Source organism: Arthrobacter sp. NPDC058130, assembly GCF_042884475.1.
In the GTDB taxonomy this organism is placed as follows: Bacteria; Actinomycetota; Actinomycetes; order Actinomycetales; family Micrococcaceae; genus Arthrobacter.
The window spans coordinates 211,006-232,557 of record NZ_JBHVTV010000005.1 but is presented as its reverse complement, the minus strand read 5'-3'; the positions used below and the strand labels follow the sequence as shown (position 1 = coordinate 232,557).

Here is a 21,552-nt window from a genome sequence, read left to right as displayed (position 1 = left end):
GCTGCCTGGAGTGCCGCGAACCTCAGTGCATCCCCGTGGTGAGCCACAGCGCCACCACCGCCAACGGGACAGTGAGGGCGACGGCGACGATGCCGGCCAAGGCGAAGCCACCCCAGCGGATCTCCACGTTGAGGGCGCGGAGCCGCTCGTGCCACAGCAGCGTTGCCAGGGACGCCCACGGGGTCACCAGCGGGCCCAGGTTCACGCCGATCAGCAGTGCCGCCAGCCGGGCCGGGGATCCTGCCACCGGTTCCAGGGCCAAATAGGCGGGCAGGTTGTTGACCGCGTTGGCTGCCCCGGCGCCCAGGCCGGCGAGCTGCAGGAGCGCCGGCAGGCTCTCGCCCGTGCCGGCGATCCCGGACAGGAACCGGGTGAGGCCGTTGGCGTGCAGCGCCTCCACCACCATGAACAGCCCGGACGTGAGCATGAGCGGGCGCCACGGAATCATCGACCAGCGCAAGACCGAGCGCCGCCGCCAGAGGAACAGCAGGAGCAGGGCCGCGGCCGCCGCGAGCGCGGGGATCTGCACCGGAACCCCGGAGACAAGCGCCGGCAGCAGGACCACCATGACGCCGGATGCCGCGTAGAGCAGCACCCGGTCCCGCACCTTGTGGACCGGCTGCGGCCCGTACCTGCCGCGCAGATCCTTGCGGAACGCCAGCCACAGGAGCACCAGCGGCACCAGGATGCCCACCAGGGCCGGCGCCCACACCAGCGCCGCAAAGGCCGCGGGGCTGAGCTTGAGCCGGTCCTGCGCCAGCAGGTTGGTCAGGTTGGAGACCGGGAGCAGCAGCGAGGCCGTGTTCGCCAGCCAGACCGTAGTCAGCGCGAACGGCAACGGCGGAATGCGGGCGTGAATGGCCAGTAGCACGACGACGGGAGTCACCAGCACCGCCGTCGTATCCAGCGACAGGAACACCGTGGAAACGGTGGCAAGGGCAATGACGAGGAACCACAGGAGCAGGACCCGGCCACGGCCCAGGGCGGCCAGCCGCTCGGTGACCACGCGGAAGAGCCCGGCCTCGTCCACGAGCTCGGTGACCAGGGACATCGCCACCACGAACGCCAGCACCGGTACAGTCCGCGCTGCGAGCTCCTGGAAGGCAGGAACCGGCAGGAACCCGGTCGCCAGGGCCACACACCCGGCCAGCAGCATGCCTGCGGGCAGCGCATAGCTCTTGAGCTTCTTCAGCCGGGCGATCCTCTTCACCGGCTAATCGTCGCACCTCCTGGAGCCGTGGCCGCGCCGACGTGGCTGCCGCGCCGGAGACGGTAACTTTGTACCTATGAAGTACGCCCAGTCCATCCTGGACCTCATCGGCCATACGCCGCTCGTCAAACTCAACCACGTGACCGACGGCATCGCAGCCACAGTCCTCGTGAAACTCGAATACCTGAACCCCGGCGGTTCGATCAAGGACCGCATTGCGGCCAAGATGATCGAGGAGGCCGAACGCACGGGCCAGCTGCTGCCCGGCGGCACGATCGTGGAGCCGACATCGGGCAACACCGGGGTTGGCCTGGCGCTCGTGGCACAGCAGAAGGGCTACCGCTGCATCTTCGTGGTGCCGGACAAGGTCGGCGAGGACAAGCGGGCCGTGCTCCAGGCCTACGGCGCCGAAGTGGTGGTCACACCTACCGCCGTCCCGCCGGACAGCCCGCAAAGCTACTACGGCGTCTCCGACCGGCTCGTCACGGAGATCCCGGGCGCGTACAAGCCGGACCAGTTCTCCAACCCGGCCGCGCCGGCGAGCCACTATGAATCCACCGGCCCCGAGATCTGGAACGACACGGACGGGCTCATCACGCACTGCGTGATCGGCGCCGGGACCGGCGGCACGATCACCGGCACCGGCCGGTTCCTCAAGGAAGTTTCCGCAAAGCGGCCCGAGGCCGAGGGCGGCGTGGTGAAGATCATCGGCGCGGACCCCGCGGGCTCGGTGTACTCCGGCGGGACGGGCCGGCCGTACTTTGTCGAGGGCGTCGGGGAGGACATGTGGCCGGCCAACTACGACAAGTCCGTCCCGGACGACGTCATTGCCGTCAGCGACGCCGATTCCTTCGCGATGACGCGCCGGCTGGCGCGCGAGGAAGGCCTGCTGGTGGGCGGGTCCTCAGGCATGGCCGTCGTGGCGGCACTGGAGGTCGCCAAGGACCTCCCGGCGGACGCCGTCGTGGTGGTCATCCTGCCGGACTCCGGCCGCGGCTACCTGGCCAAGATCTTCAACGACCAGTGGATGCGCTCCTACGGCTTCCTGGCCAGCGGGGACGAGGCGTCGGTAGGCGAGGTCCTCAAGGCCAAGACCGGTGAACTCCCGGACCTCGTGCACATCCACCCCAACGAGAGCGTCCGCGATGTCATCAACATCATGAACGAGTACGGGGTCTCGCACATCCCTGTCCTGTCCCAGGAACCGCCCGTGGTCATGGGCGAGGTGCTCGGCGCCGTGGACGAACGCACCCTCACGGCCAAGCTCTTCCGCGGCGAGGCCAAGCTTTCGGACAAGATTTCCGAACACATGGAGGCCCGCCTCCCCGTGATCGGCTCGCTGGAATCGATCTCGACCGCCCGCGAACTCCTCTCCGACGCCGACACCCTCATGGTGACCTTTGTCGGCGCTCCGGTGGGGATCCTGACCCGCCACGACCTCCTCGCCTACCTCAGCAACTGACCAGTTCAAGGAGTCCCATGTCTCAGCCAGAAAACTCTTCCTCGCACAGCCAGGGGTTCAACACCCGCGCCATCCACGCCGGCCAGGCGTTTGAGCCCCGGACCGGCGCGGTGGTGCCGCCCGTGCACTTCTCGTCCACCTACGCCCAGGACGGCATCGGCGGGCTGCGCGCCGGGTACGAGTACGGCCGGGGCACCAACCCCACGCGTGACTCGCTGCAGGAGCAGCTGGCGGCCCTGGAAGGCGGGACCGCCGCGTTCTCCTTCAGCTCAGGCCTGGCCGCCGAGGACTCCATGATCCGCGCCCTCACCCGCCCCGGGGACCACATTGTGCTCGGCAACGACGCCTACGGCGGAACGTACCGGCTCATCAGCCGGGTCCTGGGGCAATGGGGCATCGGCAACACCCCGGTGGACATGTCCGACCTCGACGCCGTCGCGTCCGCCGTCGCTGCAGGCGGCACCGCCGACAGCACCGTCGGCGACGGCGGCAAGACCCGCCTGGTGTGGGTCGAGACGCCGTCGAACCCGATGATGAAGATCACCGACATCGAGGCCCTCGCCAAAGTGGCGCACGACGCCGGTGCGCTCCTGGTGGTGGACAACACCTTCGCCTCGCCGTACCTGCAGACCCCGCTGGCCCTCGGCGCCGACATCGTGGTGCACTCCACCACCAAGTACATCGGCGGCCACTCCGACGTCGTCGGCGGCGCGATCGTGGTCAATGACCCGGAGTTGGCGGAGAAGATCGGGTTCGTCCAGTTCGCCGTCGGCGCCGTGTCCGGGCCGATGGACGCCTTCCTGACCACCCGCGGTCTGAAAACCCTCGGCGTGCGCATGGACCGGCACAGCGACAACGCCCAGGCCGTGGCCGAATGGCTGCTGCAGCGCCCCGAGGTCGAGGCCGTGCTGTACCCGGGCCTGCCCTCCCACCAGGGTCATGAGCTGGCCAAGAAGCAGATGAAGAAGTTCGGCGGCATGATCTCCGTGCAGTTCAAGGGCGGCGAGGCCGCGGCGCGCAAGGTGGCCGAATCGACCTCCGTCTTCACGCTGGCCGAGTCCCTGGGCGGGATCGAATCGCTGATGAACTACCCCTCGGAAATGACGCATGCCTCGGTCAAGGGCACCGAACTGGCCGTGCCGGTCAACCTGGTCCGGCTCTCGTGCGGCATCGAGGACGTGGAGGACCTGATCGCCGACCTCGACGCAGCACTGTCCGCCCTGGACGCCGACTAACTGGACGCCGACTAACTGGAAACCGACTAACTGGAAACCGGCAACTTAGCGGCCGCCGGCCGCACGCGGTACAGGTGTCATGTCTTCCCGTTTCACCCACCCAGCCACCCTAGCTTTCTTTAAGAGAGTCAGCTAGGGTGGCTGCATGGCACTCCGATCCGATTGGTCCCAGCGGACCTGCAGCATGGCCCGCGGCCTCGACATCCTTGGCGATCCCTGGAGCATGCTCGTCCTGCGTGAGGTGTTCTTCGGCAACGGCCGCTTCGAGGCCATGAAGCAGAGGCTGGGGGCTGCAGATTCCGTGCTCACCAAGCGCCTCGCGGGGCTCGTGGAAGCCGGTCTGCTCACCCGGCGGCCCTACGACGACGGCGGCCGCACCCGCCAGGAATACGTCCTCACCGCCAAGGGCGAAGACGCCCTTCCGGTGCTCAACGCCGTCGTGATCTGGGCCGAAAAGCACCTCCCGGCTCCTTCCGGCCAGGCGCACATGTTCGTCATTCACAGCGCCTGCGGGGAGAGGACCTCCTCGGCCGATACCTGCACGGCCTGCGGGGAACCCCTGACGGCTTCGAACACGAGCTGGCACAGCCTCACCCGCACCGCTGACCCCGTGCCCCTGGCCTCGGCCGGCACGGAAGCCCCTGCCCACCCCCAGAACGGAACCGCCGCATGAGCGCCCCCAAGACCACCATGACCCCCGCGCCGGTCCGCCGCCGCATCCACCCGGCCTGGATCGTCGCTGCCGTGGCCTTCCTCGCGCTGGTCGGCGCTGCCGGGTTCCGGGCGGCGCCCGGTGTGCTGATGGTGCCGCTGCAGAACGAGTTCGGCTGGTCCACCACTGTGCTGTCCGCCGCGGTCAGCATCAACCTCGTGCTCTTCGGGCTCACGGCGCCGTTCGCGGCGGCCCTCATGGAACGCTTCGGCATCCGCGCCGTCACCGCCGTGGCACTCGTGCTGATCGGCGCGGGCAGCGCCCTGACGGTGCTCGTGACGCAGTCCTGGCAGATCCTGCTGACGTGGGGGCTGCTGATCGGGCTCGGCACCGGGTCCATGGCGCTGGTCTTCGCCGCGACCATCGCCAACACCTGGTTCGCCAAGAGCCGGGGACTCGTGATCGGCATCCTCACCGCCGGCAGCGCCGCCGGACAGCTCGTGTTCCTGCCCTTCATCGCGCTCCTGGCCCAGGACCCGGGCTGGCGGCAGGCCTCGCTCCTCATCGGCGCCGGCGCGCTGGCCGTGGTGCCGCTGGTGCTGATGTTCCTGAAGAATTCACCGGCCGAGGTCGGCGTGCTGCCTTACGGGGCGACGCCGCCGGCCGAGGAGATGAACGCTGAGATGAACACCGATTCGGACGCCGGGGCGGCAACAACCGCGGAAGCAGCGACCGGGCCGGCAGCGGCGGCGCCCCGCCGGAACGCCGCCGTCCGCGCCCTGCAGGTCCTCAAACGGGCCAGCAAGGTGCGCACCTTCTGGGCCCTCGTGGCCGGATTCGCGATCTGCGGCGCGACCACCAACGGGCTGATCGGCACCCACTTCATCCCCTCCGCCCATGACCACGGCATGCCGGAAACCACCGCGGCGGGCCTGCTCGCCATCGTCGGACTCTTCGACATCGTCGGCACCATCGCCTCCGGCTGGCTTACGGACCGCTTCAACCCCCGGATCCTGCTCGCCGTCTACTACCAGTTCCGCGGGATCGGGCTGCTGGTCCTGCCGCTGCTGCTCAGCGCCACCGTCCAGCCCAGCATGATCGTGTTCGTCGTCATCTACGGCCTGGACTGGGTGGCTACGGTACCCCCGACCGCCGCGATCTGCCGCCAGGTGTTCGGCGCCGACGGGTCCGTTGTGTTCGGTTGGGTCTTCGCGGCCCACCAGCTTGGCGCGGCCGCCGCGGCCCTGGCGGCCGGGGCGGTCCGCGACGCCACCGGCCAGTACACCTACGCCTGGTTTGCCGCCGCCGCGATGTGCACCATCGCCGCCGTCATCAGCGCCACCATCCGCAAGGACGCCCGGAAACCGGAGTCCATCCCGGTCCCGGCGTAGCTGTTCTGTAGACTGACCCGACAGCGAGGGCGCGTTTCCGCCGCCCCGGACGGAACCGACCAAACGGCCAGCGTCTCACCAGCAGCCCGATTGGGGAATTCATGTCAGTGCTCGATTCCGACCGCAGCCCGGCGCGGCCGTCACCCGTCCCGCAGCTGATCCGGCTCTCCACCCTCCTGGCCATCGCCGGGGTGGGCTACTTCATTTGGGTCTCGCTCGGCGTCTGGGCCAAGCAAGGCCTGGACTTCAGCGTCTACTGGTACGGCGGCAAGATCCTCAACGACGCCGGCGCGGCGCCGTCGCAGCTGTACGCGGGAAATGTGGACTGGGCAGGCGGGCCGAAACTGATGTTTACCTACCCGCCGTTCGCCGCCATGGTCTTCGGCCTGTTGGCCCGGCTGCCGCAAACGGCGGCGCTGACCCTGTTCAACGCGGCCGGCGCCGGCGTGGCAATCCTGGCCACGGTCCGCGCGGTCCGGTACTGGAACGCCAAAAGCAGTTGGCGCGCCACCTTCCAGGCTCCCGGCAACGTCTGGGCCGCCGCCGTCCTGGCTCTGGCGGTGCTCAACCTCGGCCCGTGGCGCGAGACCCTGGTGTTCGGCCAGATCAACGCCCTCCTGATGGGCCTGATCGCCGTGGACCTGCTGGCCCGCAACCCGCGCTGGACCCGTGGTTTCCCCGGCAGCGGCTTCCTGGTGGGCGTCGCGGCCGGCATCAAGCTGACGCCCCTGGTGTTCGGTCTGTACTTCCTGGTCCGCAAGGACTGGCGCGGACTGGGCAACATGGCTGCCGGCTTCACCGCCACCGTGGTTGTCGGCTGGCTGATCCGCCCCGCCGAATCCCTGCAGTTCTGGCTCGAAATGCTGCCGGATACCTCCCGGATGGGGGGAGCGGGCTACGTGGACAACCTGTCCCTCAAGGGCGCCCTGCTGCACTTCGGTGTCCCGGAGGCGCACGTCACCGTTCCGTGGCTGGTGCTGAGCTTGGCGGTGGTGGGCCTGGGCGCAGCCGTGATCCAGGCCGCCAGCGACCAGGGCGCCCGCGTCGTCGCGGTTTCGGCGACCGCACTCACCATGCTGCTGATCAGCCCGGTCTCCTGGTCCCACCACTGGGTGTGGGTCGCGGCCGTCTTCCCGGCTTTCGCTTGGACCCTGCGGGAAAGCCCGCGCCGCTACGCCGGGATGCGCTGGACCATGGGCGGCGTGCTGGGCATCTCGATCCTGGTGTTCCTGTTCTCGCCGAAGACTATTGGCACCGCCCTGGGCGCGGAAAACCTTGATATCCAGACGCCCGGCCTGTGGATCATGGCCTCCAGCGCCGGTGTCTTCTGCGCCCTGGCCCTGCTGGTGTGCTGGCTGGTGGCCTTGCGGCGGGACTCGCTGGCGCCGGGACTCGACCTTGCATCCGAGCCGGTTGCTGAGGGGGACGTCCGGGCCGCAGCCTCTTCTTCCTCTTCGTAGGCACCTCTTTGTAGGCACCGCTTTGTAGGCACCTCTTTGTAGGCACCTCTTCTTCATGGGCGCCGGGCCGGCTGCCACGGCTAGGCTGTTCGGCATGGCTTCCTCGACTTCGCGCAAGACGGCCCTTGTCACCGGCGTCGGCCGGCTCGCCGGAATCGGCGCCGGCATCGCGCGCCGCCTCGCCGCGGACGGCTGGGACCTCGTCCTGACGTACTGGCAGGACTACGACGCCCGGATGCCGTGGGGAGTCCAGCCCGACGACGTCGAACGCCTCACCGCCGAGCTGCAGGCGATCGGCGCAGCCGTCGTGGCCCTGCCGGCCGATTTCCAGGATCCGCAGGCCGTGGACCGGCTGATGGCCGCCGCCGCGGCGGAGGCCGGAACCCTGGAGGGCCTGGTGCTCAGCCACGCCGAGTCCGTGGACTCCGGCATCCTGGACACGTCCCTGGAAAGCTTCGACCGGCACTTCGCCGTCAACACCCGTGCCAGCTGGCAGCTGATCGCCGCCTTCGCCCGGCAGGCCGGTCCCGACGGCGGGGCCATCGTGGCCCTGACCAGCGACCACACCGCCTTCAACCTGCCCTACGGCGCATCCAAGGGCGCCCTGGACCGGATCGTGATCGCCGCCGCCCGGGAACTCGGCCCGCTCGGGATCAGCGCCAACGTCCTGAACCCGGGACCGGTGGATACCGGCTGGATGGACGGGCCGCTCCGGGACGAACTGGCCCGGCGGCACCCCGGCGGCCGGCTGGGCACCCCGGCGGACGTGGCCGGAACGGTCGCGTTCCTGCTCTCGCCGGAGGGCCGCTGGATGTCCGGGCAGCTGGTCAAGGCCGACGGCGGCTTCTCCGCCTGAGCCCGGCCAGAACTCCCGCGCGGGCCTAGCGGAAGGCGGGGAGACCGGTGATGTGCTGGCCCAGGACCAGGGTGTGGACCTCGTCGGTGCCCTCGTAGGTGCGGACGGATTCCAGATTGGCGGCGTGCCGCAGCGGGGAATGCTCCAGCGTGATGCCGTTGCCGCCGAGGATGGTGCGGGCCTCCCGGGCAATGCCGAGCGCCTCCCGCACGTTGTTCAGCTTGCCCAGCGAGATCTGCTCCGGGCGCAGCGTGCCGGCGTCCTTGAGCCGGCCCAGGTGCAGGGCCAGCAGGGTGCCCTTCTGGATCTCCAGGAGCATGTTCACGAGCTTCTCCTGGGTGAGCTGGTATCCGGCCAGCGGCTTGCCGAACTGCAGCCGCTGCTGGGAATACGCCAGGGCGGACTCGTAGGAATCCCGGGCCGCACCCATCGCACCCCACGCGATCCCGTACCGGGCCTCGTTGAGGCAGGAGAAGGGGCCCCGCAGCCCCTGCGCGGCCGGCAGCAGCGCCTCCGGACCCAGCCGGACGGCGTCGAACGTGATGTCGCACTGGATGGAGGCACGCATCGAGAGCTTCTGCCCGATCGGCGTCGCGGTGACGCCCGCGGTGCCGGCGGGGACCAGGAAGCCGCGCACGCCGTCGTCGGTCATGGCCCACACCACCAGCACATCGGCCACGGACGCGAGCCCGATCCAGCGTTTGGCGCCGTCCAGGATCCAGCCGGCGTCGCTGCCCGTTCCGTCGGGGCGGGCAAAGGTCTTCATGGACGCCGGATCGGATCCGGCGGTGGGCTCGGTCAGGGCAAACGCGCCGATCAGCTCGCCGGCGGCCATCCGCGGGAGCCACTCCTGCTTCTGGTCCTCGGAGCCCCACTTGTGGATGGCAGTCATGGCGAGCGAGCCCTGCACGGAGACAAACGTGCGGACACCGGAATCGCCGGCCTCGAGTTCCATAGCCGCGAGGCCATATTCGACGGCGGAGCGGCCGGGGCAGCCGTAGCCCTCCAGGTGCATGCCGAGCACGCCGAGCTCGCCGAGTTCAGGGGCGAGGTCCAGGGGGAACACGGCGTCCTCGTACCAGCCGGCGATTTCGGGCCGGATCCGCTGGTTCGTGAAATCACGGACGCGCTCGCGCACTGCGAGCTCCTCCGCGCTCAGCAGCGAATCGATCGCCAGGACATCGGAAACGTCGGGACCACCGGGAATGCCAGCCTCATTGCTCATGCCAGCATCCTACGGCGGCGCCCTGCGGGGCCGCGCCCCGCAAGGCCCCGCGCGGGCCCAGGGTCCCCGCGCGGACTGCGGCGCCTGTGCCCGGTCCGGTGCCCGCCGCAGGCCTACACTGGTGCCATGGAAACCGCATCTGTCCTTGCTGTCTGCAGGGTTCACCAGCTGCTGGAAGATCCCGGCAGCGTCGGGGTCACAGCGATCGACAAGCGCGCCGTGGAGGGCCCGGTCCGGGTCCACAAACTCGGCCTGCGCGGTGATGTCCAGGCCAGCAGGATCCACCACGGCGGCGAGGACCAGGCGCTCTACGCGTACTCGCAGGACGACGCCGACTTCTGGGCCGTCGAGCTCGGGCGGGACATGCCGGCGGGCATCTTCGGCGAAAATCTGCGGATCACGGGCCTCAACGCCTCCACCGCCGTGATCGGCGAACGCTGGAAAATCGGACTGGACGTGGAGGTGGAAGTCACCTCCCCGCGCGTCCCGTGCGCCACGTTCCAGCGGCGGATGGGGGAGCCGCACTGGGTCAAGCGGTTCAGCGATGCGGGCAGGGTGGGCACCTATCTCCGGGTGGTCCGGACCGGCAGCATCGAGGCCGGCGACCACATCCACCGGCTCTTCGTCCCCGCCCACGGCGTGACGATCGCCAAGTGGTTCTCCGATCCCTCCCTGGAGGACATGGAGGCCCTGCGCGACGCCGACGCCGACGGCCAGATCCGCCTGCAGCCCGAGTACCTCCAGAGATTCGAACAGTTGGAGCGCCGGCTCGGGGTCTAATCGTGGTGCCCCGCTGTGCGCAATCCGGTGTCCCGGTGTGCGCAATCCGGCGCGCCGGTGTGCGCAAGCTCACCGCCCGCCGTCGGCCCCTCAACTACCACTGTTCCGATCCATGCCCTACACTTGAAATATCCCCCACTCCGGAAATCCCTTATTCCTGCCCAATTCTTGAGGCAGGACTGGTAAGTGTTGGGGCCCGCAACTGTGATGCGGGCATTTTCATAGGGAGAGCCGGCAAAAGAAAACGCTGTACAGACTGCTGGGATAGCAGCCAAGAGATGCAGCGGGAAGTCCTGCCATGGGATTGCGAAAGCGCCGGACTTCTGTGACCCGCCGGTCAACCGTACGCCCGGCATTTCGTGTCACGCGTACTGCGGCTCCGCTCACCTCGGGTTGTGCCGCTTGGCCCCTATGGATGAGGAAAATTCACCTATGCCCGAAAATCAGAACAACTCCGTCGACAGCGAACTCGCCACCGAGAACAGCCAGAACGACGTCGAGACTTCTGAAACGGCTGCCCCCGCAGCCGGCTCCGCCCCGGAATTCACCGAGGCTCCTGCGAACGTTGTAGCTCCGGCCGCTGTTGAGGCCGCTGCCGAGGCTGCCCCGCAGGCCGACACCAAGACCGAGGCTGCTTCCGCCCCGGCCAAGAACGACGACGCCGAGGAAGACGGCGTGAAGTTCGCCGATCTCGGCATCGACGGCCGCGTCCTCGCCGCCCTGCAGGACGTCGGCTACGAGAAGCCGTCCCCGATCCAGGCAGCAACCATCCCGCTGCTGCTCGAAGGCCGCGACGTCGTGGGCCTGGCCCAGACCGGTACCGGTAAGACTGCAGCATTCGCAGTACCGGCACTGTCCCGCCTGGCCGAGCTCCACGACCTCAACGGCCCGTCCCGCAAGACCCAGGCCCTGGTCCTCGCCCCGACCCGCGAGCTGGCGCTCCAGGTTGCCGAGGCCTTCACGTCCTACGCCAAGCACATTGATGACTTCACCGTCCTCCCGGTGTACGGCGGCTCCGCCTACGGCCCGCAGCTGGCAGGCCTGCGCCGCGGTGCCCAGGTTGTTGTCGGCACCCCCGGCCGCGTCATCGACCACATCGCCAAGGGTTCCCTGGACCTGTCCGAGCTCCAGTACCTCGTGCTGGATGAGGCCGACGAGATGCTGCGCATGGGCTTCGCCGAAGACGTGGAGCAGATCTTCCAGCAGACCCCGTCGGACCGCCAGGTTGCGCTCTTCTCGGCCACCATGCCGAGCCAGATCCGCCGCATGTCCAAGCAGTACCTGAACAACCCGGCCGAGATTTCCGTGAAGTCCAAGACCACCACCGGCGCCAACACCCGCCAGCGGTACCTGCAGGTCATGGGCCCGCACAAGCTGGACGCGCTGACCCGCATCCTCGAGGTCGAAGAGTTCGACGGCGTCATCGCCTTCGTGCGCACCAAGATGGCTACCGAGGACCTGGCTGACAAGCTGAAGTCCCGCGGCTTCCAGGCCGCCGCCATCAACGGTGACATCCCGCAGCAGCAGCGCGAACGCACTGTCGATGCACTGAAGGAAGGCCGCATCGATATCCTCGTGGCCACCGACGTCGCGGCCCGCGGCCTGGACGTTGAGCGCATCAGCCACGTGGTCAACTACGACATCCCGCACGACACCGAGTCCTACGTCCACCGCATCGGCCGCACCGGCCGCGCGGGCCGTTCCGGCGACGCGATCCTGTTCATGACGCCGCGGGAGAAGTACCTGCTGCGTTCCATCGAGAAGGCGACCCGCCAGCCGGTGGAGCAGATGCACCTGCCCACGGCCGAGACCGTCAACACGTTGCGCCTGGGCAAGTTCGCCGAGCGCATCACCGAGACCCTCGAGTCCGAGGACGTCGCCGCGTTCCGCGACCTCATCTCCTCCTACGAGGAAGAGCACAACGTCCCGGCCTCGGAGATCGCCGCAGCACTGGCCGTCATGGCCCAGGGCGGACAGCCGCTGCTGGTCAAGGAACTGCCGGCAGCGCCCGAGTTCCAGAAGCGCGAGCGCTCCAAGGACGGCTTCGGCTCACGCGGCCCGACCCGCACCCTGACCGAGGGCAACGCCACCTACCGGATCGCCGTCGGACGCCGCCAGCGCGTCATGCCGGGTTCGATTGTTGGCGCCATCGCCAACGAAGGCGGCATCTCCTCGGCCCAGATCGGCGGCATCGACATCCGCTCGGACCACTCCCTCGTGGAGCTTCCGGCGGACCTGAGCCCCGATCAGCTGAAGGCCCTGTCCCGCACCCGGATCGGGGGCGAGCTGATCCACCTCGAACTGGACAACGGCCGCAAGCCTTCGGGTGAGCGCGGCGCGTACCAGGGCAACCGCGGCGGGGACCGTGGGGACCGTGGCGGCTACTCCGGCGGCAGCGGCAACTTCAAGGGCAACGGCGGCTTCAAGCGCGAATTCCGCAAGGGCGACGGCGAGCGGTCTTCCGCTGACCGTGGCGGCCGCTCCTACAGCGAGCGTTCCGAGCGGAGCTTCGGCGCCGACACGCGCAAGCCCCGCCACGAAGGCGGCTTCAAGCCCCGCAACAAGTGGTAACCAGTAGCACTATCTGAGAACGGGCCGGCTCTTGAGCCGGCCCGTTCTTAGTTTTTGCAACACGCCCCGTGTTTCCTTCGTCACAGCCGCGGCGGCCGGCTGGTCCGGGGAGTCGATTGAGGCTCCCGGAACCGTGCTGGGAGCCCGGATTTGCGCTGTTTTCGGCGGGTCCGACGTCGTCCGGCCGCCGATTTGTTGGTGGGCGAATCTTCCGGTAGAGTATTTACTCGTTGCCCCCCTAGCTCAGTGGTAGAGCGCGTTCTTGGTAAGAACGAGGTCACCGGATCGATTCCGGTGGGGGGCTCTGAATGAGGGCCTGTGTCAAGGCGGTTTTGACCGGCTTAGCGCAGGTTTTCCTCATTTATGGCGGTGTAGCTCAGTTGGTTAGAGCGCACGACTCATAATCGTGAGGTCGGGAGATCGAGCCTCCCCACCGCTACAGAACAACCCCGCAGGCCCAGCCTGCGGGGTTCTTTTGTCTTAACCCCCTGTTGCCCTGTCACTTCTTGTCCTCATCAAGGCCTGATGGCAACCAGGAGTGATAGCGCAACGGGGTGCGGGTTGCGGGGCGGCATCATCCCTGCGCCCCTGACCTGCGGAAACATTGCCGAGACGGTTACTGGGCAGTACACTCGGCGACGGGGGAGCCGGGTGACCGGCTCAAAGACTGGGGGAAAAATTGAAAAACAAGATTATCCGCCTCGGCATCGCCGCGGCACTCGCCGCGCTCTCGCTTGGGGGCCTCGCGGTTCCGGCGCAGTCCGATGAGGAAATGCATGCCATCCCGCCGGCGCCGGCCGATCCCTGTGGCCCGGTGGTCGACTCCGTCAGATTCTGCACGGCACCGGACGGGCATCAGTACCCGATGCAGGTCAGCGGCGGTGCCGTCGCCGGCCCGCGGCCCGGCATCGGCGGTGCCCTTCAGGTCGGCAGCACCCTGACCGTTGTCGACGGTGACTGGGATCCCGCGAACGCGACGCTGACGCATCAGTGGCTGCGCAACGATGTGCCGGTCCTGGGCGCCACCGGCCCCACTTACCTGCTCACCACGGCGGACCTCGGCAAGGGCATCCGGGTCAAGACCACGGCGGCAGCCCCGGGCTATGCAAAGACGACCCTGCAGTCCGCCAAAACCGCCCCCGTCACGAACGCCGGCGGCGCCGTCCCGTCTCTCGTTGCGGAAAACGTTAATTTCGGTACACCGAGCACCAACCCGGATATGCCCGGCGTGCTCGTATACGGTTCGGGGTCTTTTGCCGGGGCTCCGGTTATCCACCGCCAGTACCAGTGGCTTCGCGACGGCAAGCCCATCCCGGGTGCCACCGCGCGAATTTTCGACACGACAGGATGGGGTCCGACGGGGCTGCTCAGCGTCCGGGTCACCGGCCACGCTCCCGGGTTCAAACCGGCCACCGGGACCTCCAAACCGGAAAACGTTTCTAACTACAACCCGACCCCCGCCACCGTGGTCACCGGCGGCACCGGCCTGGGGGACGTCCTCACCGGCGCTGATGATGTTCCCTGGTCTTTCAGACCGTTCGAACACCACTACAGGTGGCTGCGCGACGGCGTCGCGATTCCCGGAGCCTCCGCGCTGACCTACAAGATCACGGCCCAGGATCAGGGCCACACCCTGGTCCTGAGGACCGAGGAACTTGGATACGACGGCACCCACCCCTACTCCAACCGGGTGACTGTGCCGGCGGCCGCGGGGGTGGAGCTGAAGGAACTGACGAACGTCACCAAGCCGGTCGTGACCGGGGACGCCGTGACCGGCTCTGTGATGAAGGTGTCGGCCGGGACCTGGTCCGTGCCGGCCGATAAGCTGACCGTCACCTACGACTGGGTGGTCCCAGGCCGGGAGAAACCGGTCAGCGGCCCGACTTTCACCCCGGACCAGCCCCAAGTTGGCAGGACCCTCTCCGTCCTCGTGACTGCCTCAGCCCCGGGCTACAAAACCGCCTGGGTAAAAGTCACCGCACCCAAGCCCGTGACCGCGCGTGAGTCGACGCGGGCCATCAGCGGGACCCTGACCGTCGGGTCGAAGGTGACCTTGACCCGCGACCCCTGGTATGACCGGTCGGGGATCACCTCGGACGTACAGTGGCTGCGCGACGGCGTCCGGATCGCCGGGGCCGACGGCTGGAGCTACGTCCTGGCGAAGGCCGACGCCGGCACGAAGCTCTCGGTCAGTGTGAACCCGACTGCAACGGGCGGCAAGTACCAGACGCTCACCGCTTCGGCGAGGGTGGCGGGTCTGCCCCTGATTTCGGCCACGCCGACGATTTCCGGCACCGTCAAGGCCGGGAACGTCCTGACCGTGAAACGGGGCACCTGGACCTGGGGCACTGCCTTCACGTACCGCTGGCTGCGCAACGGCGTCGTCATCTCTGATGCCTACGCATCCACCTACAAGGTCCGGACCGCCGACAAAGGCACCAAGCTCACCGTCCGCGTCACGGGCTCCCGGTTCGGCTACACCACCGTCTCCAAGACCAGCGCGGCGCGCACCGCACAGTAGGACGGCCCGGTTGCGCTATCACTTAAAGCTCCTCTGGTGGCCCTGGAGCAGCGATACGTGATAGCGCAACGGGTGCGGGACGGGCGGGTGCGGGTGCGGGACGGGCGGGTGCGGGTGCGGGACGGGCGGGGCGTGCCGTCCTGCAGCACGGTCCGTGACAAGCAGCCCGTGACAAGGGGCCCGTTTCACCGTAGGTTGGCAGCACCTGGCGGATGGGGATATCAGTGGACTTCTTGGGCACGATCATGGCCCCGTTCAAATGGCTGGTCTCGGCCATCATGGTGGGGTTCCACGACGGGCTCAGCGCCATTGGCATGCCGGCGGCCAGCGGCTGGACCTGGACGCTGTCCATCATCGGGCTCGTGCTGGTCATCCGGGCCGCCCTGATCCCGGTGTACCTGAAGCAGGTCAACGCCCAGCATCGCATGGGGCTCCTGCAGCCGGACCTGAAGAAGCTCCAGGACAAGTACCGGGGCAAGACTGATCCGTTGTCCCGGCAGGCCATGGCGCAGGAACAGATGGCGCTGTACAAGAAGCACGGCACCAACCCGTTCTCGGCCTGCCTGCCCCTGCTGATCCAGACGCCGTTCTTCTTCGCCCTGTTCCAGGTGCTCTCCGGCATCAGCACGGCGGCCGGCCAGAACCAGGGCGTCGGCGCCATGAGCCCCGAACAGGTCCGGCAGTTCGACGAGTCCACCATTTTCGGCGCCCCGCTCTCGGCCTCGCTGCTGCACGGCGGCGGCGACCAAACGGCCGTGTGGATCCTCTCCATCATGATGATCCTGGCCATGACGGCCGCACAGTTCATCACACAGCGGCTCATCATGCAGCGGCAGATCACGGCCCTGAACATGTCCGAAGAGGCCATGGCGAACCCGTTCATTCGCCAGCAGAAAGTACTTCTCTACATCCTGCCTGTTGTCTTCGGCGTGGGTGGCATCGTTTTCCCCATCGGCGTCCTGATCTACTGGACCACCACCAACTTCTGGACCCTGGGGCAGCAGTACGTCATCCGGTGGGACAGAATGGGTCCATGACGCGAATCGCAATCATCGGCGGCCACGGCAAGGTGGCTTTGGAATTGTCCAGGATCCTCGCTGCGGACGGGCAGGAGGTCACGTCCTTCATCCGCAACCCGGACCATGCGGCCGACGTCGCGGCCACCGGAGCCACGCCGTCGCTGTTGGACGTGGAGAGCTCGACGACGGCGCAGCTCGCCAATGCCCTGCGGAACCACGACGCCGTGGTGTGGTCTGCCGGGGCCGGCGGCGGCAGTCCCGAGCGCACGTACGCCGTGGACCGGGACGCGGCCGTCCGTTCGATGGACGCTGCGCGGGAGGCGGGCGTGCGCCGCTACGTCATGGTGTCCTACTTCGGCGCCGGACCCGACCACGGGGTCCCCGCGGACAACGGCTTCTTCGCCTACGCCGAGGCCAAGGCCGCAGCGGATGCCTATCTGCGCGGTTCGGGCCTTGACTGGACCATCCTGGGGCCCGGCACGCTGACGTCCGGCCCGGGCAACGGGATGATCGACGTCGACCCAGCAGACACGTCGGACGGCACCGCCACCGCCCGCGCCAACGTCGCCCTGGTGGCAGCCGCGGTCCTCGGGCTGCCCGCCACGATCGGGCGCACCATCGAGTTCCGGGACGGCACCCTGCCGCTCGCCGCAGCCCTGCAGCCATAGACCCAGCCGCTTGGCCCGGCACCCTGGGCGGGCGCCGTCGGCCTGGCCCGGGCCCCGCCGCCGGTAGCCCCGACGCCAGGCCGATAGGGTGGTGGGGGCGGTCCGTGCATCCACCCGGGATGCCTCCGGTCCGCCTCCGGGGAAAGCAGGCACATGGACCAGTTGGCACTCATCGTTGGACTCCTGTTGGCCACTGTGGGGGCCGTCGGCCTGGGGGACCGGCTGAGGCTGCCGTACCCGGTGCTGATGCTGCTGCTGGCCGTCGCCCTGACGTTCATCCCGGGCTTCCCCGAGGTCCAGATCGCGCCCGAGCTGATCCTGCCCATCTTCCTGCCGCCCCTGCTCTTCGCAACGGCCCAGCGCAGCTCGTGGGCCGTCTTCCGGGTCCGCTGGCGCACGCTGCTCATGCTCGCCGTCGCGCTCGTGGTGGTCTCCACGGCCGTGGTAGCCGGCGCGGCCTGGCTCATGATTCCGGGTATCGGCATTCCGGCCGCGATCGCTCTGGGGGCCATGGTGGCCCCGCCCGATCCCGTGGCGGTGGACTCGATCGCAAGCCGTGTCCACATGCCGCGGCGGCTCATCAACGTGCTCCAGAGCGAAGGCCTCTTCAACGACGCCGCCGCCATCGTCATCTTCCAGGCTGCCGTGGCAGCCGCCGTCGCCGGGACCAAGATCGCCTCCGACGTCGTCCTCCAGTTTGTCCTGGGCGCCGCGATCGCGGTGGTCGTTGGCATCGGCATGGGCTGGCTCACGAGCCTGATCACCCGCCTCGTGACCTCCATGGTGGCTCGCAGCGCCGTCACTCTGGTGGTGCCGTTTGCCGCCTACATCCTGGCCGAGGAGGTGCACGCCTCCGGGGTGATCGCCGTCGTGGTCACTGCGCTGGAAATCCAACGCCACTCCCGGCCTGAGGACGCCGCCGAGAGAGTCACCCGCACCGCGTTCTGGGACGTGGTGGAACTGCTGATCACCGGTCTGGCGTTCGGGTTGGTGGGGCTGGAAGTACGCCAGGTCATCCATGAGGAAGGCAGCGGCGTGTTCGGCATGGTCGGGACGGCCGCCGTGGTCTGCGTGCTCGTCTTCGTGGCACGCTTCGCCTGGCTGGCCATGATGTCCGGCCTGTCCCGGGCCAGGAAGGACGTGCTGCGCCCCACCTCGGCCAAGGACGTGCTGATTCTTACCTGGTGCGGCATGCGCGGCCTGGCCACGCTCGCGCTGGCGCTGGCCCTTCCGCTGACCATCGCGGACGGCACGCCGTTCCCTGCGCGGAGCGAGCTGCTGGTGATCGCCTGCGCGGTCCTGCTGGCCACCCTGGTGCTGCCCGGCCTGACGCTGCCGTGGCTGATGCGGGTCCTGAACGCGTCCGAGGACGGTTCGGAAGAGCGCGACGCCGCCCGCGTGCTGGCCCGCCGTGCGCAACAGGCGGCGATTGCCGCGCTCAAGGACAACGAGCTCATGAGGGAACTTCCGGCGGAGAAGGTGGCGCTGGTGAAGGAGAAAATGACCCGGCTGCACGCCGAACTGCTGGACGGGAGCCTGCGGAACGAAAGCCCGGGGGAGAAACGCCAGCGCGGCCGCGAGCTGGCGATTGCGGTGCAGACGATCGCCCTCGACGCCGCCCGCCAGGAAGTCGTGGCGGCCCGGAACGAGCCGGGCATGGACCCGGAAGTCGCCGACCGGGTGCTGCGGCAGCTGGATTTGCGCACCATGATCATGCCGGAATAGCCACCTTTCGCGCGGCCGGCACCACGCTGCCTACGCCGGGGCTCTGAGCTCCAGGTCCCAGGTGTTCTTCTCCACATAGTCCAGCGCGCACCGCACGGCACCCACGGTCACGATCGAGTCGCCCAAGGGCGAAACCGCGACCGTCGGCGGCGTGACGGTGAACTCGCTCAGCCGTTCGGCGATCGGCCCAAGCAGCACGCCGGCCGAGTTTGCCACGGCGCCGCCGATGACCACCAGCTCGGGGTTGAGGATGGTGGCCACCGCTCCGATGACCCGGGCCATCCGGTCGGCCAGCCTGCCCAGGATTTTCAGGGCAAGGGCATCGCCGGCGGCGGCAGCGGCGAAAACGTGTTCCGCCTCGACGCCTTCGCCGGCGTGCTCGCGGAGGGACGTCCTGGCCTTTCCGGCCAGGGCGTCGGCGGCCCATCCCCTCGCCAGGGCCGCAATGCCGAACGTGTCGCCGACCCCCTCCAGCATGTCCAGGAATGCCAGCTCACCGGCGCCGCCTCCGCGGCCGTGCAGCAGCCGGCCGCCGTCGATCACTCCCGAACCGAGGCGTTCACTGGCGAGGATGACGACGACGTCGTCCACCCCGGCGGCCGCGCCGCGCCAGCGGTCGCCCAGGGCGGCAAGGTTGGCGTCGTTTTCCAGAAGCACCGTCCACCCGTGCAGGTCCCGCAGCGCCGCCTTCAGGCCGACGTCGAACAGCCCCCAGAAGTGCTGGGTCACCAGCACATCGCCGTTGCGGTCCACCGGCGCGGCGATGCCCGCGCAGACGGCCAGTACTGAGTCGGGGGAGGCCCCCACCGAGTGCAGGGCCATCATGGCGGTCCGGTCAATGACCGCGATTCGTTCTTCGGCCGAAATTTCCGCACTGGCGAAGGGCTGGCTGGACCGGCCCAGGGCTTGGCCGCGGAGATCGGACACCACCACCGTCGCCTTGGAGATGCCCACGTCCATGCCCAGGACGTAGCCTGCGCGCTCGTTGAGCTCGAACCTGCGGGCAGGCCTGCCTTTCTGGTAGCCGCCAAATGCCCGCTGGTTTTCCAGTTCCCTGATCCAGCCGCGCTCCATGAGGTCCTCACACACGGAAATGGCAGTGGCGCGGGTAAGGCCCGTGGCGTCCATGACTTCGGTGACCGTCACAGCCGCCGAGGCGCGCATGAACTCCAGGACTGCTCCGGCGCTTACACGCCGCAACAGTTGGGGCGTTGCCGCGGTCAATTCAGACATGGTGTTGACCTCTCTGTGCTCTGCACCACATAATACTTGAGGAACTAAATTTAGATTCCAAATAAACGCTGAATTTCAATAAACCCGTGCGCGGTGGGCCGGACGGCCGCCGACCACTGGCTTGGCCCTTCACTCAGCCTTTTGCAAAGGAGCAACTGTGAACCGCATCCTGAAGCACTGCCCGCCCGGAACCCACTCCTCCCGCACCCGCACGTCGGTCCCTGCCCTGTGAACGCCGCTGCCACCGCATCACTTCTCAGCAGGCGTTCCCTGCTCCGGGCAGCCGGCCTCGCCGGCGCTGCCGCGATGATTCCCCTGGCCGGCTGCGCGTCACCGTCAGGCCCGCAGAACGGCGTCACCACACTCCGCTTCATGCAGAACAAGCCAGAGGTGGTGGCCTACTTCAATCAGGTGATCAAGGACTTCGAGGCGCTGAACCCGGACATCCATGTGGTCCAGGACTTCAACGAAGGCAACTTCGTTCCCGGGCTGGTCCGCAACGATCCACCCGACGTCGTGACCCGCGGCTTCGCCACCGAAACCGCGGAGTTCGTCCGGAAGGGCATCTTCGCCGACCTGTCCGGACTTCCCGTCGCCAGGACCATCGATCCGAAGTTCCAGGACCTCGTCAACTCGTGGGGACAGTACAACGGCAACGAAACCAGCGCCCTGCCCTTCTCCGTCGCCGCCGCCGGCGTCATCTACAACCGGGGCATCTTCGCCGCCCACGGGGTGGCCGTCCCCACCACATGGGACGCCTTCGTGGCGGCCTGCGAGACCTTCAAGGCGGTCGGCATCACGCCGATCTACGGCACGTTCAAGGATGCCTGGACCCTCCGCCAGGGCGCCTTCGACTACGTGACCGGAGGAATGCTGGATGTCGGCGCCTTCTTCCAGGAGCTCATGGCCAAGGGCGCCAAAATCACGCAGGGCGCGCCCGAGGCGTTCAGCAGCCACTTCGGCTCCTCGCTGCCGAAGATCCTGCAGCTCGCAGCGTTCTCGCAGGGCGGCGCGGCCAGCAAGAACTACGCCGACGGGAACGCCGCTTTCGGCAAGGGCCAGGCGGCCATGTACCTCCAGGGCCCGTGGGCGCTCTCGCAGCTGGTGCAGGCCAACAAGGACATCCGGCTGGGCACCTTCCCGCTGCCGGTCACCAACGACGCGGCCGAGACCAAAGTCCGCGTCAACGTGGACATGGCACTCTCCATCACCCGGAACACCCCCAACAGGGCCGCCGCGGAGCGGTTCGTGAACTACCTCCTGGAACCGTCCGTCGTGAACACGTACAACGGGAAAAACGCCGCCTTCTCGCCCCTCAAGGACGCCCCCGCCGTCAGCGACCCCCAGCTCACCGGAGTGGCCGCGCATGTGGGCGACGGCCGGTACTACCAGGGCGCCGGAACGTATTTCCCGCCATCGATCCCGATGAACAACTACATCCAGTCCTTCGTCTACAACAAGAACGGTGAGCAGTTCCTGTCCACGGTCGACGCCGAATGGCGCCGCGTGGCCGAGCGCACTGCCGTCTGAACCCGCCACCAGGA

General features: G+C 68.3%; 16 protein-coding genes and 2 tRNA genes. 15 read left to right on the top strand and 3 right to left on the bottom strand.

Annotated elements, in window-relative coordinates; translation table 11 throughout:
* Window positions 1-22: 22 nt before the first annotated feature.
* Window positions 23-1,156: an SLC13 family permease gene (locus ACFVTM_RS11930; protein WP_390203690.1), complete on the bottom strand. Its 1,134-nt coding sequence runs from the start codon at window positions 1,154-1,156 to the stop codon at window positions 23-25.
* A gap of 130 nt (window positions 1,157-1,286) precedes the next feature.
* Here ACFVTM_RS11930 and ACFVTM_RS11925 point away from each other — a divergent pair, with 130 nt between their 5' ends.
* The 6 genes from ACFVTM_RS11925 to ACFVTM_RS11900 all read left to right on the top strand — a co-directional run bounded on the left by ACFVTM_RS11925 (window position 1,287) and on the right by ACFVTM_RS11900 (window position 8,266).
* Complete coding sequence (locus ACFVTM_RS11925) at window positions 1,287-2,672, top strand: cystathionine beta-synthase (RefSeq protein ID WP_390203656.1); 1,386 nt, start codon at window positions 1,287-1,289, stop codon at window positions 2,670-2,672.
* Between the two features lie 17 nt (window positions 2,673-2,689).
* A complete protein-coding gene (locus ACFVTM_RS11920) occupies window positions 2,690-3,907 on the top strand; it encodes a cystathionine gamma-synthase (protein ID WP_390203655.1) in 1,218 nt (405 codons plus the stop codon).
* A gap of 145 nt (window positions 3,908-4,052) precedes the next feature.
* Window positions 4,053-4,580: a winged helix-turn-helix transcriptional regulator gene (locus ACFVTM_RS11915; protein WP_390203654.1), complete on the top strand. Its 528-nt coding sequence runs from the start codon at window positions 4,053-4,055 to the stop codon at window positions 4,578-4,580.
* The gene (locus ACFVTM_RS11910; RefSeq protein WP_390203653.1) at window positions 4,577-5,950 is read left to right on the top strand and encodes an MFS transporter; all 1,374 of its coding nucleotides are present in this window, start codon (window positions 4,577-4,579) and stop codon (window positions 5,948-5,950) included. The genes ACFVTM_RS11915 and ACFVTM_RS11910 overlap by 4 nt, the downstream gene beginning before the upstream one ends.
* A 101-nt stretch (window positions 5,951-6,051) precedes the next feature.
* Window positions 6,052-7,410 carry a glycosyltransferase 87 family protein gene (locus ACFVTM_RS11905; protein ID WP_390203652.1) on the top strand — a complete coding sequence of 453 codons (1,359 nt, stop codon included), beginning with the start codon at window positions 6,052-6,054 and terminating at the stop codon, window positions 7,408-7,410.
* A 94-nt stretch (window positions 7,411-7,504) separates the two neighbouring features.
* Window positions 7,505-8,266 (top strand): SDR family oxidoreductase, encoded by a 762-nt coding sequence (locus tag ACFVTM_RS11900; protein WP_390203651.1) that lies wholly within the window; start codon window positions 7,505-7,507, stop codon window positions 8,264-8,266.
* 25 nt (window positions 8,267-8,291) lie between these two features.
* Here ACFVTM_RS11900 and ACFVTM_RS11895 read toward each other — a convergent pair whose 3' ends face one another.
* On the bottom strand, window positions 8,292-9,491 hold the full coding sequence (locus ACFVTM_RS11895) for an acyl-CoA dehydrogenase family protein (protein ID WP_390203650.1): 1,200 nt from the start codon (window positions 9,489-9,491) through the stop codon (window positions 8,292-8,294).
* Window positions 9,492-9,617: 126 nt separating this feature from the next.
* Here ACFVTM_RS11895 and ACFVTM_RS11890 point away from each other — a divergent pair, with 126 nt between their 5' ends.
* The 8 genes from ACFVTM_RS11890 (at window position 9,618) to ACFVTM_RS11855 (ending at window position 18,775) form a co-directional block, all read left to right on the top strand.
* Entirely contained in the window at window positions 9,618-10,271 is a 654-nt protein-coding gene (locus ACFVTM_RS11890; protein ID WP_390203649.1) for an MOSC domain-containing protein, read from the top strand.
* A gap of 432 nt (window positions 10,272-10,703) precedes the next feature.
* Window positions 10,704-12,842 carry a DEAD/DEAH box helicase gene (locus tag ACFVTM_RS11885; RefSeq protein WP_390203648.1) on the top strand — a complete coding sequence of 713 codons (2,139 nt, stop codon included), beginning with the start codon at window positions 10,704-10,706 and terminating at the stop codon, window positions 12,840-12,842.
* A 232-nt stretch (window positions 12,843-13,074) separates the two neighbouring features.
* A tRNA-Thr gene (locus tag ACFVTM_RS11880) sits at window positions 13,075-13,146 on the top strand.
* Window positions 13,147-13,207: 61 nt separating this feature from the next.
* A tRNA-Met gene (locus ACFVTM_RS11875) sits at window positions 13,208-13,281 on the top strand.
* A 240-nt stretch (window positions 13,282-13,521) separates the two neighbouring features.
* Entirely contained in the window at window positions 13,522-15,363 is a 1,842-nt protein-coding gene (locus ACFVTM_RS11870) for a hypothetical protein (protein WP_390203647.1), read from the top strand.
* Between the two features lie 224 nt (window positions 15,364-15,587).
* Window positions 15,588-16,400 carry a membrane protein insertase YidC gene (gene yidC, locus ACFVTM_RS11865; RefSeq protein ID WP_390203646.1) on the top strand — a complete coding sequence of 271 codons (813 nt, stop codon included), beginning with the start codon at window positions 15,588-15,590 and terminating at the stop codon, window positions 16,398-16,400.
* Window positions 16,397-17,050: an NAD(P)H-binding protein gene (locus ACFVTM_RS11860; RefSeq protein WP_390203645.1), complete on the top strand. Its 654-nt coding sequence runs from the start codon at window positions 16,397-16,399 to the stop codon at window positions 17,048-17,050. Before yidC ends, ACFVTM_RS11860 begins: the two co-directional genes overlap by 4 nt.
* A gap of 153 nt (window positions 17,051-17,203) precedes the next feature.
* A complete protein-coding gene (locus tag ACFVTM_RS11855) occupies window positions 17,204-18,775 on the top strand; it encodes a Na+/H+ antiporter (RefSeq protein WP_390203644.1) in 1,572 nt (523 codons plus the stop codon).
* A gap of 30 nt (window positions 18,776-18,805) precedes the next feature.
* Here the strand turns inward: ACFVTM_RS11855 and ACFVTM_RS11850 are convergent, their stop codons facing one another.
* On the bottom strand, window positions 18,806-20,008 hold the full coding sequence (locus ACFVTM_RS11850) for an ROK family protein (RefSeq protein ID WP_390203643.1): 1,203 nt from the start codon (window positions 20,006-20,008) through the stop codon (window positions 18,806-18,808).
* Window positions 20,009-20,236: 228 nt separating this feature from the next.
* On the opposite strand from ACFVTM_RS11850, the gene ACFVTM_RS11845 reads away from it, so the two are divergent.
* Entirely contained in the window at window positions 20,237-21,538 is a 1,302-nt protein-coding gene (locus ACFVTM_RS11845) for an ABC transporter substrate-binding protein (RefSeq protein ID WP_390203642.1), read from the top strand.
* The last annotated feature ends 14 nt before the right edge of the window (window positions 21,539-21,552 follow it).

What these genes read in the sequence shown, in the direction of transcription:
- ACFVTM_RS11915 (WP_390203654.1), top strand. Translation starts at nt 4,053, where the DNA reads ATGGCACTCCGATCCGATTGGTCCCAGCGGACCTGCAGCATGGCCCGC.
- ACFVTM_RS11920 (WP_390203655.1), top strand. Translation starts at nt 2,690, where the DNA reads ATGTCTCAGCCAGAAAACTCTTCCTCGCACAGCCAGGGGTTCAACACC.
- ACFVTM_RS11895 (WP_390203650.1), bottom strand. Translation starts at nt 9,491, where the DNA reads ATGAGCAATGAGGCTGGCATTCCCGGTGGTCCCGACGTTTCCGATGTC.
- ACFVTM_RS11860 (WP_390203645.1), top strand. Translation starts at nt 16,397, where the DNA reads ATGACGCGAATCGCAATCATCGGCGGCCACGGCAAGGTGGCTTTGGAA.
- ACFVTM_RS11850 (WP_390203643.1), bottom strand. Translation starts at nt 20,008, where the DNA reads ATGTCTGAATTGACCGCGGCAACGCCCCAACTGTTGCGGCGTGTAAGC.
- ACFVTM_RS11925 (WP_390203656.1), top strand. Translation starts at nt 1,287, where the DNA reads ATGAAGTACGCCCAGTCCATCCTGGACCTCATCGGCCATACGCCGCTC.
- ACFVTM_RS11930 (WP_390203690.1), bottom strand. Translation starts at nt 1,156, where the DNA reads ATGCTGCTGGCCGGGTGTGTGGCCCTGGCGACCGGGTTCCTGCCGGTT.
- ACFVTM_RS11900 (WP_390203651.1), top strand. Translation starts at nt 7,505, where the DNA reads ATGGCTTCCTCGACTTCGCGCAAGACGGCCCTTGTCACCGGCGTCGGC.
- ACFVTM_RS11910 (WP_390203653.1), top strand. Translation starts at nt 4,577, where the DNA reads ATGAGCGCCCCCAAGACCACCATGACCCCCGCGCCGGTCCGCCGCCGC.
- ACFVTM_RS11885 (WP_390203648.1), top strand. Translation starts at nt 10,704, where the DNA reads ATGCCCGAAAATCAGAACAACTCCGTCGACAGCGAACTCGCCACCGAG.
- ACFVTM_RS11890 (WP_390203649.1), top strand. Translation starts at nt 9,618, where the DNA reads ATGGAAACCGCATCTGTCCTTGCTGTCTGCAGGGTTCACCAGCTGCTG.
- ACFVTM_RS11905 (WP_390203652.1), top strand. Translation starts at nt 6,052, where the DNA reads ATGTCAGTGCTCGATTCCGACCGCAGCCCGGCGCGGCCGTCACCCGTC.
- ACFVTM_RS11855 (WP_390203644.1), top strand. Translation starts at nt 17,204, where the DNA reads ATGGACCAGTTGGCACTCATCGTTGGACTCCTGTTGGCCACTGTGGGG.